Consider the following 17124-nt stretch of genomic DNA (forward strand, 5'->3'; position numbering starts at 1 on the left):
AGCACGACGTTGCGGCCCTTGGGACCCAAGGTCACCTTGACGGCGTCGGCGAGCTGGTTCATACCACGCTCGAGACCGCGCCGGGCGTCCTCGTCGAACGCGATCAACTTCGAAGTCATCACTGCTCCTGCTTTCGATGGGGGTTGCCGGGACGGCGCCCGCGACGGACGGTCCGCAGGGACCTCGCCGTCCCGGCGCACGCCTTGCTGTCGGCACTCTCCTGATGCGAGTCCCAGGCGTCGCAGTCGCACTCTACCCACAAACTTGCGCGTCACGCACATAATGCGTGAGACGCAAATCATGGGATAGGGTGAGCACATGAACGATGACGCGATGGGTCTGCGGGCGCGCAACAAGCAGGCCACCAGGGAGGCGATCGGCAACGCCGCGCTGCGTCTGGCGATCGACCAGGGCCCGCACGGGCTGGCACTCGTCCGCGTCCATGACATCGCCACGGCCGCGGGCGTCTCGCCCCGCACCTACAACAACTACTTCTCCAGCAGGGAGGAGGCGATCTGCGCCTTCCAGGCCGATCAGTCCAAGCGTGCGGGGCAGGCGCTGCGCTCCCGTCCCGACGGCGAGCCGCTGGACCAGGCCGTCATCGCGGCCGTCATCGAGCTCTACACCGACCCCGAGCCCGACAAGGCCGGTCTGCGCATGATCATGTCAACGCCCGAGCTTGAGGGCGAGGCGCTGAAGGCGTTCACCATGGCGGAGGGGCCGCTCGCCGAGGCGATCGCGGCGCGCACCGGCACCGACCCCGGACACGACCTGTTCCCCACGGTCATGGCCGCCGCGGTGGCCGGCGCCATCCGCGTGGCAGGACGGCACTGGCTCGAACCCGGCAACACGGGCTCCTTCGCCGCCATCCTGCGCCACGCCCTGTCCTGCGTCGTCCCCGCCGCGCCGCCCGTGTCCTAGCTCGGCGTTTGCTGATGTTTTGGGCCCGAGGCTTTCGGCGCACCTGAGGATCCGGACTCCGTACGGCCCTCAGCCGCGCGCGTCGTCGGCGCGCACGCTCTTGTAGACCCCGTACAAGATCTCCAGCCCGCCGACGACCATCAGGACCAGGCCGGCCTTTGACGGCGTGAAGATGACGATCTCCACATCGAGCCCGAACAGCCATAGCGCCAGCCCCGCCACAAAGGTGATCGAACCAGTGAGCAGCGTCTTGCGGGCAGAGGCCATGAGCACTCCTCGATAGGGGGACGGGCACGCCGAATCTGCAGGAGAGCCTAGTCAGGCCCGGCTCCACGGGACCTCCTCCCGCTTGGGGAGATCGGGCTACACCCTTCGGCTGACACCGCCCGTTCCCCGCCTCGCGATCCGACGGAAGGAACGGGGGGCGGGGTGGCGCGTCCCGTGCCGCCCGTGCCACACTCACTGTTATAGAACTCTGAGCAGAGTTATAGAACGAGGTGAGCGTGTGATGCCAGACATGTCGCCATGGCGCGAGCCCGCCCCGGCCGCCGGGACGATGGGCGAGCCCCGGGGGCGGGGCCGGTTCGGCGAGTACGGCGGCCAGTACGCGCCGGAGTCCCTGGTGGAGGCGTGCCGCGAGGTGGACGAGGCGTTCCGGGAGGCGCGGGCGGATCCGGGCTTCCGCGGCGCCCTGGCGGAACTGCTCGCCCTGCACGCCGGACGTCCGACCCCGCTCACACCGGCCCGGCGGCTGTCGCAGGAGCTGGGCGTGCGGCTGTACCTCAAGCGCGAGGACCTCACCCACACCGGGTCCCACAAGATCAACAACGTGCTGGGCCAGGCCCTGCTCGCCGCGCGGATGGGACGCCGCAGGCTGATCGCCGAGACGGGAGCGGGCCAGCACGGGGTGGCCACCGCGACCGCCGCCGCACTGCTCGGGCTCGAGGCCACGGTGTTCATGGGCGAGCGCGACATCGAGCGGCAGGCGTTGAACGTCTTCCGGATGCGCATGCTGGGCGCCGAGGTGATCCCGGTCACCACGGGCAGCCGCACGCTCAAGGACGCGACCAGCGAGGCCATGCGGCACTGGGTGGGCGTCACCGGCGACTCCCACTACTGCGTCGGCTCGGTCATCGGGCCGGATCCGTACCCGTGGATGGTCAGGGAGTTCCAGCGGGTCATCGGCGACGAGGCCCGCGCGCAGTGCGCCGCCGAACTGCGGACCGGCGTGCCGGACCACGTGGTCGCGTGCGTCGGCGGCGGCTCCAACGCGGCGGGCACGTTCGCCGGCTTCGCCGACACCTCGGCGCGCTTCGTCGGTGTCGAGGCGGAGGGCGGCGCCGGTGCCGCCCTCGGCAGGCCCGGCGTCCTGCACGGCTGCCGCTCGCTGTTCCTGCAGGACGACGACGGGCAGATCGTCGAGGCGCACTCCATCGCCGCCGGGCTCGACTACCCGGGGGTCGGCCCGGAGCACGCCTACCTGCGCGACCTGGGCCGGGCCCGGTACGTCACGGTGACCGACGAGGAGGCGGTCGCCGCGGCGGTCCGGCTGGCGCGCGCCGAGGGCATCGTCCCGGCGCTCGAATCGGCCCACGCCCTCGCCTGGGTGATCCGCGCGGCGGGCGGCGGCGAACTGCCCGCGGGATCGACGGTCCTGATGACGTTGTCCGGCCGGGGCGACAAGGACATCTCCACCCTGAAGGAGCTGGTGTGACGAACATCCTGGCCGCGGGCGCGGTCGAACGCCACCTGCGTGCCCGGCGGGACACCGGTCGCGGGCTGCTCATGCCGTACGTCACCGGGGGCATCGCGCCCGGCTGGACGGACTACCTGCGGGCGTTCGCCGCCGCCGGGGCGGACGCGATCGAGGTCGGCCTGCCGTTCTCCGACCCCACGCTCGACGGCGTCACCATCCAGCAGGCGAGCGACACGGCGCTGGCCCGGGGGGCGAGCACCCGCCGGATCCTCGCCGACCTGGCCGAGGTCCCGGACCTGGGCGTGCCGCTGGTCGCCAGCACCTACTACAACCTGGTGCTGCACGACGGGCCCGAGGCGTTCTGCGCCGCGCTGCGCCGGGCCAGCGTCTGTGGTCTGATCGTGCCCGACCTGCCGGTGCACGAGGCGGACGAGCTGACGGACGTGGCCGCCGCCGCCGGGGTCGAACTGGTCCTGCTGGCGTCGCCGTCGACGCCGCGGCCGAGGCTGGCGGAGATCTCGCACCGCAGCCGCGGATTCGTCTACGCGGTGTCGCTGATGGGCACCACCGGCGAGCGGGCCGCCCTCGCCGCCTCGGCGGCGCAGCTCACCGCGCGGATCAGGCGCAGCACCGACCGGCCGGTCTTGCTAGGATTTGGCATTTCCACGCCTGACCAGGCGCGGGAGGCCGGCCGGTACGCCGATGGCGTGGTGGTCGGCGCCGCGGTCATGCGGCGGGTGCTCGACGGGGCGGGGCCGGACGACCTGCGGGCCTTCCTCGCGACCCTGCGCCGGGCCCTCGACCAGGAGTGACGTACCACGATGAGCCCCGACGCCGGGCACGAGGCCAGATACCGCGCCATCGCCGCCGACCTCGCCGCGAAGATCCGGTCGGGACACTACGCCCCCGGCGAGGCCCTGCCCCCGCAACGGGAGCTGAGCGCCTCCTATGGGGTGACCCTCATGACGCTGCGCCAGGCGTTGCGGGAGCTCAGCGACGAGAGGCTGATCGTGCAGCGGCCCGGCAAGGGCACGTTCGTGGCCCCGCCCCACCTGGCGTACCAGCTCGGCTCGCTCCGCAGTCTGGCCGACGATCTGCGCGAACAGGGCCACGACGTGCGCACCGTGGTGGCCGGGAGGGCGATGCGCCGGGCCCCCGCCCGGATCGCCGCGGAGCTGCGGCTTCGTCCCGGTGACACCGCCCTGCGGCTGGAACGGGTTCGCGAGTTCGCCGGACGTCCCGCCGTTCACCAGGTGTCCTGGGTCCGCCGGCCGGTGGCCGAGCAGATCCGCGACCGCGACTTCACCGCCGTCTCCCTCTACACCGCGCTCGCCGAAGCTGGGGTGGCGGTCGCCCGGGCGTCCGAGGTGGTCCGGCCCGGCCTGCTCGACCCCGCCGCCGCGCGCCGCCTGCACGAGCCTGAGGGCAGTGCCGTACTCGTCAGCACCCGGATCACCTATACGCCCGATGGCGTTCCCGTCGTGTCCGACCATGCCACCATCCTGGGCACCATGATGGAGATCCGCACCGAACGCGCCGCCACCGGCCTCTCCCTCACCTGGCGCGCCACCAGCTAGCGGGGGCGGCGGGATCGTGCCGAGCCGGGTCCCGTGTTCTATGATCACGGGCCTATGAGCCAGTTGAGCACGCTGTCCGCCACGGAAGTCCCCTCGGAACGGCTCCTGCTGCGCAAAGCGCACGACGCCGACCGCGAAGGATTCATCGAGCTGCTGACCGATGCCGAGGTTCAGGAATACATCGGCGGTCCCCGGCCTCGGAGCGACGTCGAGCAGCACTTCGAGGCCGCCAACGCGACATCCAGCCCTGGCAATTACGTCATCGCGGACATCGCGACGAACCGCCTCATCGGATTGCTGATGCTCGCCCGCCGGTCGACCGATCGCCCCGGGCATGTCACCGAGAGCGGCGAGGAGCTGGAACTGGGCTATGTGCTGCGGCGCGGCGCGTGGGGCGCGGGGTACGCGTTCGAGGCCGCAACGGCCGTGTTGCGCGCCGCGGCTGCCGAACTCCCCGACCAGCCGGTCCTGGCCGTGACCCAGACCGCGAACACGCGCTCTCTGAAACTCGCCGCCCGCCTCGGCTTCCGTCCCCTCAGCACGTTCGAGGAGTTCGGCGCCGAGCAGACCCTTGGCGTGGCTCCCCTGTCCATGTTCCGCATCTGATCTCACTGTCCGACACAGCGGCCGTAGGACCGCAGGTCAGGGGCGCCCGAACAGGTCGTCGTCCTCTTCCACCACTGCGTCTCGGCGCTGGGCCGCCCCGTGCTCGACGGGCTCGGCCCCGTCGAGCACGGGAGCTCACTCCCGCTCCGGGCGCGCGATCGTCGCCTGCGTCCCGGAGGGTACGGCCCTCACCACGGCCCTCACCACGGACTTCGCCTCCGGCCGGTCTCGCTCAGCTCCCGGTGGGCGGGATGTTGCCCCAGTACTCGTGCAGCGCCGAGATCCGCTCACCCTTCACCTCCACGATGATCGTCTCCCAGTTCAGGTATCCGGCGGTGGAGGGGGACGCGCCTCGGGAGTCGTACTCGTACAGGACCCGGTCGCCCATGACCGCCACCGATCTCCGCTCCCCGTTCACGCGGTTGCCGTTCTCCGCGTGGAAGCCGGTCCATTCGGTGATCGCGCGCCGGCCGGCCTCCCCCTCGTGGCGGCCCCGCCACTGCCCTTCGGGGAACCAGAAGGAGAATCGCGGGGTCACCATCGCCAGGAACGGTGCCCAATCCCCGGTACGCCATCCTTCGTCGAACCGGTCCATGGCCCGGTCGGCCACCCGCCGCACACCGCCAGAACCACCGGCCACGTCGGCGCGGGCCGGTTGCCCCAGCAGGCCGAGCCCGGCGAGCCCGCCCGCGGCCACCACGCCGAACATTCTCCGCCGCGTTCCCGCCCCGCTTCCGTCCCCGGTCTCAGGCCCTGTTCCGGGTCTCGCGTCGAACGCGTTGATCGGCTCGCTCATGTGGACGTCCTCTCGGTAGATCACGGAGCGCCATTAGAGCAAGACCGACCGAAAAACCGTGTAACGCAAGGATTTACAAGAGCCGCACCCGGCCGGGCAGTGATCAGGTCGCTCGCCGTCACCCGCCTGTGGCGTCCCGGCTTACGCTCAGCTATTCGGGTGTTGCAATCCGCAGCGGGCCGAGCCCATGGCAGGCGGGTCTGGGGGTCAGTTCCAGTAGTAGTAGTCCTGGCCGAGGTCGGCGACGGCTTCGCCGGGTGCGATGCGGCGTCCGCCGTTGCAGATGAAGTTGGTGCTCAGTTTCCAGGTCTGGTCGTCCTTGTTGACGATCGAGCGGGCGACGCCGCCGGGGATGGCGTCGCAGACGTGGTAGGAAGGGTTGCCGTAGCTGATCATCTGCCCCTGGTAGTCGGCCTGGGGCCAGAAGCAGACGTAGCCGTCGGCGCAGTCTTCGGGCCCGGCAGCCGCTGCGAGGGCCGCCGGGGCGAGGGCGGCGGTCAGGGTCAGGGCGGCCGTGGCGCCCAGGACGGCCAGGACGCGTCGCCGGTCGTGGGAGGTGCGGGGGAAGTGCATCGGGTGCTCCGATCCACACGGTGACCCCGAACAGTACGGAGTCCACTACTCAGAGTATTGCCTCTGGAGTGCGTCGCAGACAATCCTCACGTCCGGTGGTTCCGGCAGGGCACGGACTTCCCGGATCTCCAAGAGATCGCATCGCTTCGCTCGGGGTGTTGCGTTACCGAGGTCCTTCTGGAGCGTCTTCGCCACGGTGGCCATCGCCGCCGTAGGATCCGCACGTGATCCCCTTACGGGTGGCGGGCGCCGTGGGTGCGGCGGCGGTGCTGGCCGCCGCGACGTTCATGCTGCTACGCGGCGAAGACCAGGAGGCGGCGGGCGGGCCGGCCAGGGTGCGGCTGGCGACGGAGGTCATCAGGCCCAGCGTCCTGGTCGACGCCGGGGGCGCCGTTCTCGAGGAGTTCTCCGGCGAGTGCGCCGACAGTTCCTACGTCTACCTGTGCGAACGCGTCCGGACGGAGCTGCTCGCGAGCGACCCCGCGCTGCTCGGGCGGGGCAATCTGACGATCAGGACGGCCATCGACCCGCGCGTGCAGCGGGCCGCGCAGGAGGCCATCGACCACTACGTCCACCGCGACGACCCGCAGGTGGCCGCCCAGGCGATGATCGTCCCGGCCACCGGCGAGATCCGGGCCCTGGCGACCAGCCGCGGCAACGCGCTGGGCTTCCAGCAGGGCGGTACGGCCATGGTGTTCCCGCTGGCCGCCGCCTTTGAGAGCGGGCTGCGCCGCGCCGACGGCTTCCCCTACTCCGACGTCTACCGGGCTCCCGACTACGGCTCGTTCAAGAACTGCCGGGGTGAGAACGTCGGCGATCCAACCCACTCGGTGACCAACCGGGACGACGGCCGCAAAGCCTTCACCACGCTCGAAGAGGGCACGTGGACGGCACAGGAGGCGTTCTTCGTGCGGCTGACCGAACGGGTCGGCCTCTGCGAGAGCGTGACGATGGCCAGGCGGCTCGGGCTCTCCCGGGCCGACGGCGCGCCGCTGATGGAGTTCGAGACGTTCGCACTCGGCACCAACGAGGTGGACCCGATCACGGTGGCCGGCACGTATGCCACTCTCGCCGCCCGGGGCCTGCGCTGCGCGCCGAGGGCGGTCACGGAGGTGCGCAGCGACGCGGGGGTCGTTCGGACCTTCCCGCCACGGTGCGAGCAGGTGCTGGAGGCGCCGGTCGCCGACGCCGTGTCCGATGTGCTGGCGGACGCGCTGGCCAGGAGCCCGCTCAAGGGCATCGGCCGGGACGCGGCGGGCATGGACGGCACGACCGACGGCTACACGACCGCCGGCTACGCCGGTTACACCCCCGACCTGGCCTCCGCCGTCAGCCTCGGTGACTCGCGCGGGCCCGTCGAGCACAAGCTGATCGGCGTCACCATCGGCGGCAAGCGCTACGCGCACGTACTCGGCACGTCCCTCCCCGGTCCCATCTGGAAGGAGTCCATGCGGGCGGCGCTGGAAGGCACCGGGGCGACGCCGTTCAGCGGGTACGACGCCGCTCGCTTCGGTGGCTGCCGGGACCTCTGCGCCAACTGATCGCGAGCCGCGCCCCGCCAGGAGGGCGGAACTACCAGGTCGGAGACTGTTCTTCCACCGATCAGGCGGCGGGAGCCCGGCGAGGGTCCCCGCTCCGCACGGAGACCTCGACCGCCGCGGCGGTCGAGGTCTCCGTGCGGTGAATCCGAGCTGCTGCGGGGATTCGTGGGCGCGGGACTCGACGTCCCCGTCAGCGCCGATCGTGTCGATGTCTCGCGGGAGCCTCCGCGAGGTATTTGGCGTGGAGCTGACCGCAGGCGGCATCGATGCCGGCGCCGAACTGCCGTCGCCTCGTCGCGTGCACGCCGCGCCCGGTCAGCCCGCGTACGAACTCGTCCACTCGGACGGAGGACGGGGCTCGGTAGTCCGGCGGTGTTCCTGCCCCCGCGTTGTAGCGGATGACGCTGACGTGGAACAACTCGGGGCGAGACCGCGTACGCACCAGTTCGGCGAGGGCGGCGAGGTGGTCGTCGCTGTCGTTGACGCCGGCGATGAGCAGATAGGCCAGGTAGACCTTTCTGCGGCTGACGGAGGCGTGCCGGTCGAGGATGTCGAGGCTCTGCGTGAGCGGGAACTGTTCCTCGAGCGGGATGATGCGGGCACGTTCCTGCGCGAACGGTGAGTGCACGGACAGGGTGATCGTCACCCGCGGATGCTGGTCGACGAGCCGGGTGAGGTTCGGCGCGAACCCCACCGTGGACACGGTCACCCGTCGTGCGGACATCCCCGCGTAGCCCGCGTCGGTCAGCAGGGTGAGCGCGTCGAACACGTGCGGGTTGGCGAGCGCCTCCCCCATCCCCATGAACGCGACACTCGCGGGCCGGGGCCGGCCTTCGCGGGTCCAGTGCGGGTGCATCACCTGGGCGACGATCTCGTCAGCGGTGAGGTTGCGGACCAGGCCCACCGCGCCGGTGGCGCAGAAGGTGCAGCCCAGACCGCATCCGGCCTGTGACGAGATGCACATGGAGTCCCATCCGGCCCGGTAATGGGACACGACGGTCTCGATCCGAGCGCCGCTCTCCGAAGCGAACAGCACCTTCTCCACCTGTTCGTCCCGTTGGACTTCCAGCGGTGTCAGGGGGTGCAGCCGTGGACCGAACCGTTCCGCGAGATCGGCACGCAGGCCGGCCGGCAGCGCGTGCACGTCGGCGAAGGTCTCGGCCGTCGAGCCCTGCCAGGCGGCGATGAGCTGACCGAACCGGAACGCGGGCGCACCGGCCCGCGCGAGATGGTCGCGGATGCGCATCCAGCGACTCCTGGTGGTCAGGACGGTGCTCACGTGTCACCGCCCGTCAGCGGCAAGACCTCACGACCCCGGTGGAGACCGCGGCCGCGGCCGGCGCGGTGCGACGCGGTGGGCTCGCCGCAGGCGGGGTTCGTGCGGGTGGTGGGTGCCGGGGTGCTCGCGTTCGCGTGAGCGCGGCGGTGACGGGCGCGGGAACGCGACGTGCGATGCTGCATGGCCGTGGCCTTTCGTGAACGGTTTCGAATGCCAGCGGAACTGGCGGGACAACCGACCACGGGCCGTGAGTCACTGTCGCGAAAGATTCGATCAGGGTTGCCGGGACGCCATCCGCCTCCGGCACCGGGCTGCTGCCCGGGTGCCGGAGGCGGACGGGTGGACGGGCACGCTGAGGATCGAAGCGCGCGTTCGCAGGCACGAACTGGGGACCGAGGTCGGTGCGGTGCGAACGTGCCGGCAGGTCACACGCAGAGGTGTCGACGCCTCGAACGGGCGGACTCACGCTGCTGCGCGGGGAGAACGGTCATTCACCAGCGTGGGCGTCGCCCACACGGATGAAAGCCACCGGCAGTCCGGTGGCTAGATCCTGTCTACCTCAATGTCCATGGCTCCTATCGTAACAAGACCTCCGATGAGTCACGCCATCCTCATCGGGCATCCGCTGGTGACGTTCCGAAGAGGAAGACGTCGCCGTTGCCCGGTGCGGCGCCGCCCTTCGGGGCGCCGTAGGTGAGACCGGTGATCGCCACCTCGCCCGCCGGGGTCGCGGTCGCGTACAGGTTGGGCTCGGCGAAGGGGTCCACGCCGTCGTCCCTGGCGGTGCCGAGTTGGGCCGCGGCGAGCTGCCTGCCCCGTCCGTCCAGCCGCAGCGTCAGGACGTCGGCGCCGCCCGCCTGGACGCCCACCCGGCCCCGGGTGTGGCCGGCCACCTCGACCTCGCCGCCCGCGAGCGGGACCACGGCGGCGCCCGCGTCGGCGGCGGGGGTGGCGAGGGTGTGCTGCCAGCGCTGCTTGCCCTGGCCGGTGTAGGCGACGGTGTACGCGTCGCCGCCGACGCCGCCCGTGGCGACGGCCAGTCCGGCCGTGGTGACGGCCACCGCGTTCAGCCGGTCGGAGGCGCTGCCGCCCGCCGTGGCGGCCCACTTCCTGGTGCCGTCCGTCGTGAACGCGGCCAGCCAGCCGCCGGGCCCGGCCGTGCCCGGCAGGGCCGCGCTCGCGCCGCCGGTGACGTAGACGTTGGTGGCGTCCGCGGCGACGCCGTAGCCCTTGTCCTCGCCCGCGCCGCCGTACTGGCGGATCCAGGACACCTCACCGTCCGGGGTGAGGCGGGCGAGGACGGCGTCCTTGTCACCGGCGTTCGCGCCGTCCAGCGCGCCCTTGGTGTAGCCCACCGCGTACGCGCCGCCGTCGGGCGCGGCGGCCAGGCCGTAGAGCCGGTCGGCCACGCCAGGCCCGCCGAACTGGGTGATCCAGCGGACGGTCCCATCGGCACCGAGCCTGGCCACGAACGCGTCGTCGGTGGTGTTGCCCGCGTGCCGCCCGTCCAGGTCGCCCTTGGTGTACCCGGCCGCCAGCACGCCGCCGTCCGGCAGGGCCGCCACGCCGTAGAGCCGCTCGTCGGCCGGGGTGGCGAGCTTCCTGGTCCAGCCGCCGACGCGGGTGAGGACCGCGTCGCCGCCGGCCGCGTACCCGATGGTCAGGGCGCCGTCCGCGTGTGCCGCCACTCCCCCGGCCCAGTCCTGGCCGGCCGTCCCGTACAGCGGGGCGGGCAGGCCGGTCGGAGGCGTCACGCTCAGGCCCGGGCCCAGTTCGGCCATGGCCTGCTCGAAGGCGGGCTCCCAGACCGTCCAGTCGTGGCCGCCGTCCATGACGCGCAGTTGCGCGGAGACCGCCGGCGAACGCCGGGCGGCGTTGTAGAGGGCGGCGGACTCGAAGTCCAGGTCGTGGGAGGCGTCGGCGGGGTCCGGGTTGGCGTACTCGTCGTCGCCGACCGCCACGAACAGCCGGACCGGCAGGTCGGCGTCCAGCTTCGGCAGCAGGGCCGGGTAGTTGCGCTCCCGGTAGACCTCGTCGGAGAACTTCTCGCCGCCCTTCCCGAACGCGCCGTAGTCGCGGGTGGAGGAGTCGGACGGCGGCAGCGGCGTGTACACGGCCGGGCTGAGCACGGCGGCGGCGCTGAACAGGTCCTGGTGCGCGAGCGCGAACCGCAGCGCGCCCGCGCCGCCCATCGAGTACCCGCCGACCAGCCGGGCCTCCCTGATGGGCGCGGTACGGTACGTCGCGTCCACGTGCGCCACCAGGTCCTCGGTCAGCGCCGTCTCGATCGGCCTGCCGGGCAGATCCGTGCCGGTGTAGCGGGAGTCGACGTACCAGCCGCCGCGCTCGCTCCAGGGGGCGTCCGGCATGACGGCGATGACGGGCGGGATGCGCTTGGTGCGGATCATGTCGTCGAGCACGGTCTTGACCCGGGTCCACGCCTGCATGGTGTCGCCCCGGCCGTGGAGGAGGTAGAGCACGGGGTGGCGGCCGGTGCCCCGGTCGTAGCCGCTGGGCAGGTAGACGTTGTAGGCGATGTTCTCGCCCAGTGCCGGTGACGGCGCGGAGGCGGTGGCGAGCGTGCCGCCCGCCCGTACCTCCGTCTCGCCCGGCGCGGCCAGGAGGAAGAGTGACGCCAGGACGGCGAGCACGGCGAGCCAGCGGGGTTTGCGCATCAACCGCTCCCGTAAACGTTTACAGTACGCACCTTGCGTGTTTCGGGAGAGTTTCGTGGTGAAGGTGGTGCTGTGTCAACCGTCCTGAGGCGTGCCGCGCGGATCGAAGGGCCGCCTCCGTGCGGAGGCGGCCCTTCGGGTTCACTCCTGGCCCTCCTCCGGCAGCCCGTTGTCGAACTGCTGCGGCCGCACGTACGTGCCCGGCTTGCCGCGCTCGGCCCTGGCCAGGGCGGCGGTGTCGGGATAGTCGGTGACGAAGGCGTCCACGCCCTGGTCCAGGTGCGCCCGATACTCCGCCAGCGCGTCACCGTGGTCGGTCGGGACCTGGCCCCGGCGCAGTTGCAGCGGCAGGTACTGGTTCTCGCTGCGGAAGGTGTACACCCCGATCTTCAGCCCGGCCTTGTGCGCGTCGGACACCAGGGTCGTCGGAGTGCCCGAGCTGCCGTCCGGGTTGAGGGGGATCACCGAGGACTTGTCCGGGCCGATCCACTGCGCGTACTGGGCGATCTTCGACAGTCCCTCGGGCTTCATCATGTCCGCGTAGGTCGTCGGGTCGCCGGCCGCCGTCAGGTCGTACGGCTGGCCGCTGGTGCCCAGCGCCTGCCACAGCGGCACCCGCAGCTCTTTGTCCACCCGCTTCAGGCTGGACGGCTCGAAGGACTGCACCACCACCGAGCTGTTCTGCCGGTCGAGCCCGTTGCGCTTCACCGTCTCGATCAGCGGCTCCTCCAGCGGCAGCCCGATCGACCTGAAGTAGGTCGGGTGCTTCGTCTCCGGGAAGACGCCGATCTGCCTGCCGTACTGGCGTGAGAGCCGCTTGGCCAGGTCGAGCACCTCCTGGAAGGTGAGCACCTGGTAGTAGCCGTTGTACACGGTGTTGCGCTGCCGGATCGCGGGCAGCCGCTCGACCGCCCGCAGCGTCCTCAGCTCGGCCAGCGTGAAGTCCTCGGTGAACCAGCCGGTCACGGTGCGCCCGTCGATGACCTTGCTGGTCTTGCGCGCGGCGAACTCCGGACGCAGGGACACGTCGGTGGTGCCGGAGATCTCGTTCTCGTGTCTGGCGACCAGCGCGTGGTCCTTGGTCGGCACCAGGTCGGGCTCGATCCAGTTGGCGCCCATGGCCACGGCCAGCTCGTAGCTGCCCTGCGTGTGCTCGGGGCGGTGGCCCGCCGAGCCACGATGGCCGATGACGATGACCTCGGACCGGTCGGGCGCGGACGCGGCCCCCGCTGTGGCGGGAGCCGCGCCCGCTCCGGCGAGGAGGGCGGCGGTGGCGATGGTGGCGGCTGCGGTCTTACGCACGTGGGACTCCCTGCGGCAGTTGCATCGGCGACTCTCACCGATGATCACCGCAGGGATTATGGTACGGACCGAAATATGCATATAGACCGATATTTGCGGACTTTCTGATGATCGCGGGAGCAACTTTCCTACCGGTGCCCCTCCCACTGACAGGAGATGTCAGGGGGTCGCGCCTAGTGTCCGGCTCGCGCCTCGACACGAACGCGCGACGCGACCAACGGGGGACCCACGTGATACCTGAGCACGAGACATTCGACGGAACCTGGCCGTACCGGGCGCGCTACTGCCAGGCGGCCGGGTTCCGCCAGCACTACGTGGACGAGGGACCGCACGAGGGCGGGGCGAACCTCGTACTGCTGCACGGCGAACCCACCTGGGGCTACCTGTGGCGGCACCTCATCGGCCCGCTGTCCGCGCGGCACCGGGTCGTGGTGCCCGACCACATGGGCTTCGGCAAGAGCGAGACACCCGCCGACCGCACCTACCTGGCGGGCGAGCACGTCGACAACCTGGAGGCGCTGCTCGTCGGCGAGCTGGACCTGCACGACATCACGCTGGTGCTGCACGACTGGGGCGGCCCGATCGGCGCCGGCTTCGCCCTGCGCCACCCGGACCGGGTCACCCGGATCCTGGCGACCAACACCGTCCTGCCGCTCGGCCTGCCCGGCTACGCCGAACTGATGGACCGCAACCACGACGACAGCCTGTGGTTTCGCTGGGCGCGCGCCGCCCAGGCCGACGGGACGCTGGAGGTACTGCTCGGCAACGCGGGCAACACGGTCGCCCACCTGATGCTGACCCTGCAGACGATCGCCCGGCCGGAGGTGATCACCCCGGCCTGGTTGCGCGCGTACTCGGCGCACTTCACCGATCGCGAGCAGTGCCGGGGCGTGATCCGCTTCCCGCAGCAGCTCGTCGCACCGGACGAGCCCGCCCCGCCGAAACCCGACCCGGCGGCGGTCGCGGCGCTGCGGGCCAAGCCCGCGCTGCTGGTGCAGGGCATGCGGGACACCGCGCTGTTGCCGCGGTACACCGTGCCCGCCTTCCGCCTCGGCCATCCCACGGCTCCGGTGGTCGAGCTGGCCGACGTCGGCCACTTCACCCCCGAGGACGCGCCGCAGACGCTGCTGGCCCTGCTCGAGCTGTTCCTGCAGTCCTCGTGACCACCCGCCAAACACCACTCGCCACGTCGTCGAGAACCCCGCTGATCCTGCTCGCGGTCGGCCTGTTCGCGATCGGCACCGACGGCTACGTCATCGCCGGTCTGCTTCCTGACCTCGGCCGCGACCTCGGGGTCACCGACAGCACCGCGGGGCTGCTGGTGACCGTGTTCGCGCTCGCCTACGCCGTCGGAGCGCCGGTGCTGGGTGTGCTGACCAGCTCCATGGCGCGGCGGCCGGTGCTCATCGCCGGCCTCGCGGTCTTCACCGTGGCGAACGTCGGCACCGCGGTCGCCGACTCGTACCCGGTGATGATGGCCGTACGGGTGGTCGCCGCGGTGGCCGCCGCCGTGTTCACCCCGGCGGCCTCGGCTGCGGCCACCGAGATCGCGCCCCAGGGCAGGCGCGGCCAGGCGCTGGCCACCGTGGCCGCGGGCATCAGCCTGGCCACCGCGCTCGGCGTCCCGCTCGGCACCCTGGCCGGCGGGGCCTTCGGCTGGCGGACGGCCTTCGTCGCGGTCGCCGCGCTCGGTGCCGTCGCCACCGTCGGGCTGGTGATCCTGCTGCGCCCGATGCCCGCCTCCCCGGCCGCGGACCTGCGCGCCCGCCTCGCGATCGCCCGCGCGCCCGGTGTCCCCACCGGGCTGGCGCTGACCGTGCTCTGGATCGCGGGCGCGTTCACCGTGCTGACCTTCATCAACCCGGTGCTCGACGGCCTCGGCGGCATCCAGGGCCCGGCGCTGAGCATCTGGCTGCTGGTGTTCGGGGTCGCGGCCGTCGCGGGCAACACGCTCGGGGGACGGGCCGTCGACCGGTATCAGGCGACCCGGCTGGCCGTGGTCAGCACGGCCGGACTCGCCGTCGCCCTGGCCGGTTTCGGCGCGCTCGCCTCGCTCGGCGTCGGCGGAACGGCGGGCGCGGCGGCCTGCGCGGTCATCCTCGCCGTCTGGGGAGTGTTCGGCTGGTCGTTCATGCCCGTCCAGCAGGCCCGGCTGGTCGATCTCACCCCCGGACACGCCGGGATCGTGCTCTCGCTCAACGCCAGCGCGACCCACCTCGGCATCTCACTCGGCGGGCTCGCGGGCTCGGTGGCCCTGTCGTCGGGCGGAATCACGGCGGTCGGCTGGGCCGCGGCCGCCATCGAGCTGTGCGCCGTCCTCGCCGCCGCGGCGATCGCGAGACCGAGGCGGCCCCGTACACACCACCCCGCGACCACTGTCGCCGACCAAGGAGATACTCGGTTCCATGCCCATGATGGAGATGCGCCCCGGGTGTGAGCGCTGCGACCGTGACCTGCCCCCGGACAGCACCGACGCACGCATCTGCAGCTTCGAGTGCACCTGGTGCGCCGACTGCGCGGAAGGCCCGTTGCGGGGGCAGTGCCCCAACTGCGGCGGGGAACTGGTCCGGCGTCCCACCCGCGAAGGAGCGGCCCTTGAACGACATCCCGCGACCACCGCGCGAACCCACAACCCCCGCCTCACGTCAACTGACGGGGTGTGACTCACGGAGCGCGCAGGACGCCGTGGAGGCAGGTGGTGACGAGGCCGTCGATGAAGTCGGGCGGGATCTCGATGTCGGCCGCGGAGCTGCCCGCGAAGAGGTGGGGCAGGACAAGTTCGTGGCAGGCGCCGACGATCATGGTGGCGGCGGCGTCGGGATGCGCTTCGGCGCCGAGGCGGCCGAGGGCCTGCTCGGCTCCGAGGTAGGCGGCCAGTTGGGCGTGCAGGCCGCGGCCCTGCCCGCCGGGGCCGGCCAGGGCGGCGAAGCGGGTGAGGACGGCGGGCTGCGCCAGCAGGCCGGCGAAGGCGGGCAGGATCGCCTGGTGGAGCCGTACGCCGTAGGTGACGAAGGTGCGGAGATTGTCCGCCAGGTCGCCCTGACCTGCGCGGCCGGGGAGCGGGGGAAGGCTCCGCTGGACCGTCCGAACGTGCGCGTGCAGCGCCAGGGCGAGCAGTTCCTCCTTGTCGGCGAAGTGGTTGTACAGCACACCGTCGGCCACCTGGGCCTCGCGGGCGATCGCCCGGACCGTCAGAGTGGCGGCGCCGTGCCGGGCCAGGAGGCGTTCGGCGGTCGCGACGAGATGGCCGGCCAGCGTCTGCCCGTCGCCGAGAGCGGCGGCCTTCCTGGCGCTCACGGGCGGGTCGCCGTGATCAGGTAGGCGGCGCCGCGCAGCCGTACGGCATCGGGCTGCTCGTAGGGGCGGAGGGCGGCGGCCAGCGCGACGCGGGCGCGGGACGCGGCGGCGGCCTCGGCCTGATCGAGCAGGAGACGGACGGGCCCCCATGCGGCCAGGAAGTCGGCGGCGTCCTGGGCGTCCCTGCCCCACACCTGTGGCGCGTCGACGGGCGTCGCCGCGATGTCGGTGAAGCCCGCCGCGCCGAACACCTCATGGATCCGGACCGGATCGGACAGCGAGGCCGGTCCCTCTCCGTCCGGTGCGGCGGGCCTGGGCGTCGGGAGGCGGCCGAGCGTGGCGGCGAACACGGAGCCGAGGTCGTTGTCGGCCATCTCGCGCAGGCTCAGGAACGCCGCACGACCGCCTGGCCGCAGGGCGCGGGCGATGTTGGCGAAGGCCGCCACCGGATCGGCGAAGAACATGATCCCGAAGCGGCTGACGGCCAGGTCGTACGACTCGGCGGGGAACGGGTGGACCTGGGCGTCACCCTGCTCGAAGTCGATGTTGGCGACGCCCTCCTCGGCCGCCGCGGCGCGCGCCCTGCCCAGCATGGGCGCCGACAGGTCGACCCCGGTCACGTGCCGGGCCCGCCGGGCGGCCAGCCTGCTCACCTGGCCGTTGCCGCATCCCACGTCGAGCACCCGATCGCCGTCGCGGACGGTCCGCAGCAGGTGCTCGTTGAACCCGCTGTTCACGGCGTCGTATCGATCGCGGTGGTCGGCCCAGTGATTGCCTTCGTAGCCGTTCCACGCCTCGGCCTGGTGAGTGTTGACGATGGTCATGCGGGCCTCCATTATGAACGCGCGTTCATGAGCGCAC

The 17124-nt window shown here is 72.0% G+C and carries 18 protein-coding genes; 9 read left to right on the forward strand and 9 right to left on the reverse strand.

Annotated features, from left to right (window positions below; all coding sequences use genetic code 11):
• Window positions 1-318: 318 nt before the first annotated feature.
• Entirely contained in the window at window positions 319-921 is a 603-nt protein-coding gene (locus ACZ6S0_RS41405) for a TetR/AcrR family transcriptional regulator (protein WP_465924800.1), read from the forward strand.
• Window positions 922-990: 69 nt separating this feature from the next.
• Here ACZ6S0_RS41405 and ACZ6S0_RS41410 read toward each other — a convergent pair whose 3' ends face one another.
• A complete protein-coding gene (locus ACZ6S0_RS41410; RefSeq protein WP_465924801.1) occupies window positions 991-1188 on the reverse strand; it encodes a DUF5708 family protein in 198 nt (65 codons plus the stop codon).
• A 241-nt stretch (window positions 1189-1429) separates the two neighbouring features.
• Between ACZ6S0_RS41410 and trpB the strand changes: the two genes are divergently transcribed.
• Genes trpB through ACZ6S0_RS41430 form a run of 4 tightly spaced genes read left to right on the forward strand, consistent with a single transcriptional unit; the run spans window position 1430 to window position 4800 of the window.
• Window positions 1430-2635: a tryptophan synthase subunit beta gene (gene trpB, locus ACZ6S0_RS41415; protein WP_465924802.1), complete on the forward strand. Its 1206-nt coding sequence runs from the start codon at window positions 1430-1432 to the stop codon at window positions 2633-2635.
• Window positions 2632-3429: a tryptophan synthase subunit alpha gene (trpA, locus tag ACZ6S0_RS41420; protein ID WP_465924803.1), complete on the forward strand. Its 798-nt coding sequence runs from the start codon at window positions 2632-2634 to the stop codon at window positions 3427-3429. Before trpB ends, trpA begins: the two co-directional genes overlap by 4 nt.
• A gap of 9 nt (window positions 3430-3438) precedes the next feature.
• Window positions 3439-4194: a GntR family transcriptional regulator gene (locus ACZ6S0_RS41425; protein WP_465924804.1), complete on the forward strand. Its 756-nt coding sequence runs from the start codon at window positions 3439-3441 to the stop codon at window positions 4192-4194.
• A gap of 54 nt (window positions 4195-4248) precedes the next feature.
• Window positions 4249-4800 carry a GNAT family N-acetyltransferase gene (locus ACZ6S0_RS41430; protein ID WP_465924805.1) on the forward strand — a complete coding sequence of 184 codons (552 nt, stop codon included), beginning with the start codon at window positions 4249-4251 and terminating at the stop codon, window positions 4798-4800.
• A 232-nt stretch (window positions 4801-5032) separates the two neighbouring features.
• Here ACZ6S0_RS41430 and ACZ6S0_RS41435 read toward each other — a convergent pair whose 3' ends face one another.
• Both ACZ6S0_RS41435 and ACZ6S0_RS41440 read right to left on the reverse strand, forming a co-directional pair.
• Entirely contained in the window at window positions 5033-5596 is a 564-nt protein-coding gene (locus ACZ6S0_RS41435; RefSeq protein WP_465924806.1) for a nuclear transport factor 2 family protein, read from the reverse strand.
• A gap of 207 nt (window positions 5597-5803) precedes the next feature.
• Entirely contained in the window at window positions 5804-6169 is a 366-nt protein-coding gene (locus tag ACZ6S0_RS41440) for a peptidase inhibitor family I36 protein (protein WP_465924807.1), read from the reverse strand.
• Window positions 6170-6393: 224 nt separating this feature from the next.
• Here ACZ6S0_RS41440 and ACZ6S0_RS41445 point away from each other — a divergent pair, with 224 nt between their 5' ends.
• On the forward strand, window positions 6394-7710 hold the full coding sequence (locus ACZ6S0_RS41445; RefSeq protein WP_465924808.1) for a hypothetical protein: 1317 nt from the start codon (window positions 6394-6396) through the stop codon (window positions 7708-7710).
• 190 nt (window positions 7711-7900) lie between these two features.
• Here ACZ6S0_RS41445 and ACZ6S0_RS41450 read toward each other — a convergent pair whose 3' ends face one another.
• The 4 genes from ACZ6S0_RS41450 to ACZ6S0_RS41465 all read right to left on the reverse strand — a co-directional run bounded on the left by ACZ6S0_RS41450 (window position 7901) and on the right by ACZ6S0_RS41465 (window position 12966).
• Complete coding sequence (locus ACZ6S0_RS41450; protein WP_465924809.1) at window positions 7901-8989, reverse strand: radical SAM protein; 1089 nt, start codon at window positions 8987-8989, stop codon at window positions 7901-7903.
• Complete coding sequence (gene rpmF, locus ACZ6S0_RS41455) at window positions 8986-9171, reverse strand: 50S ribosomal protein L32 (RefSeq protein ID WP_465924810.1); 186 nt, start codon at window positions 9169-9171, stop codon at window positions 8986-8988. The genes ACZ6S0_RS41450 and rpmF overlap by 4 nt, the downstream gene beginning before the upstream one ends.
• 429 nt (window positions 9172-9600) lie before the next feature.
• Complete coding sequence (locus ACZ6S0_RS41460) at window positions 9601-11664, reverse strand: alpha/beta hydrolase-fold protein (RefSeq protein ID WP_465924811.1); 2064 nt, start codon at window positions 11662-11664, stop codon at window positions 9601-9603.
• A gap of 141 nt (window positions 11665-11805) precedes the next feature.
• Window positions 11806-12966 (reverse strand): glycerophosphodiester phosphodiesterase, encoded by a 1161-nt coding sequence (locus tag ACZ6S0_RS41465; RefSeq protein WP_465924812.1) that lies wholly within the window; start codon window positions 12964-12966, stop codon window positions 11806-11808.
• A 230-nt stretch (window positions 12967-13196) separates the two neighbouring features.
• Here ACZ6S0_RS41465 and ACZ6S0_RS41470 point away from each other — a divergent pair, with 230 nt between their 5' ends.
• From ACZ6S0_RS41470 to ACZ6S0_RS41480, 3 genes are read left to right on the forward strand one after another with little or no spacing between them, the layout of a single operon-like run.
• Entirely contained in the window at window positions 13197-14129 is a 933-nt protein-coding gene (locus tag ACZ6S0_RS41470) for an alpha/beta fold hydrolase (protein WP_465924813.1), read from the forward strand.
• On the forward strand, window positions 14126-15403 hold the full coding sequence (locus ACZ6S0_RS41475) for an MFS transporter (protein WP_465924814.1): 1278 nt from the start codon (window positions 14126-14128) through the stop codon (window positions 15401-15403). Before ACZ6S0_RS41470 ends, ACZ6S0_RS41475 begins: the two co-directional genes overlap by 4 nt.
• Window positions 15387-15629 carry a DUF1272 domain-containing protein gene (locus ACZ6S0_RS41480; RefSeq protein ID WP_465924928.1) on the forward strand — a complete coding sequence of 81 codons (243 nt, stop codon included), beginning with the start codon at window positions 15387-15389 and terminating at the stop codon, window positions 15627-15629. Before ACZ6S0_RS41475 ends, ACZ6S0_RS41480 begins: the two co-directional genes overlap by 17 nt.
• Window position 15630: 1 nt before the next feature.
• On the opposite strand, the gene ACZ6S0_RS41485 is transcribed toward ACZ6S0_RS41480, so the two are convergent.
• Complete coding sequence (locus ACZ6S0_RS41485) at window positions 15631-16263, reverse strand: TetR/AcrR family transcriptional regulator (RefSeq protein WP_465924815.1); 633 nt, start codon at window positions 16261-16263, stop codon at window positions 15631-15633.
• Window positions 16260-17087, reverse strand: a complete 828-nt coding sequence (locus ACZ6S0_RS41490) for a class I SAM-dependent methyltransferase (RefSeq protein WP_465924816.1) — start codon at window positions 17085-17087, stop codon at window positions 16260-16262. Before ACZ6S0_RS41490 ends, ACZ6S0_RS41485 begins: the two co-directional genes overlap by 4 nt.
• Window positions 17088-17124 lie beyond the last annotated feature (37 nt).

The sequence above is a fragment of the Nonomuraea sp. NPDC051298 genome, from assembly GCF_055586305.1.